Origin of the sequence: Hymenobacter gummosus, from assembly GCF_003970915.1 — a bacterium.
Classification (GTDB): Bacteria; Bacteroidota; Bacteroidia; order Cytophagales; family Hymenobacteraceae; genus Solirubrum; species Solirubrum gummosum.
Genome location: NZ_RXOF01000038.1, coordinates 1 through 313, shown reverse-complemented (window position 1 = coordinate 313; position 313 = coordinate 1). Strand labels below are relative to the sequence as shown.

At 52.7% G+C, this 313-nt stretch carries 1 pseudogene; it reads left to right on the top strand.

The window, feature by feature from the left end:
• Window positions 1–4: 4 nt before the first annotated feature.
• A pseudogene (locus EJV47_RS29010) lies at window positions 5–313 on the top strand (hypothetical protein); the annotation flags it as partial.

Here is a 313-nt window from a genome sequence, read left to right as displayed (position 1 = left end):
AACAATGGAATCTTCTGCTCCTATCGTTTCCGAAGGCGCGACAGGATGGGAAGCATTCAAACAGGTTTTATCTGCTCTGGTGACTAATCCAGGCGGTACGCTAAGGAGTCTAGCTGCGACGTACCCTGCCATCATCATGTCCATCTCGCAGATTTCCGAAACGCTGTTCATCCTCGCCATTCCCTTCTTCCTGCGCCGCTTCGGCATCAAGCAGGTCAGGTTTTTCAGTATGCTTGCCTGGGTGCTGCGCTTCGGCCTGTTTGCCATTGGTGACCTGGAATCTGGCCTGTGGATGATTATCCTCTCCTGCATC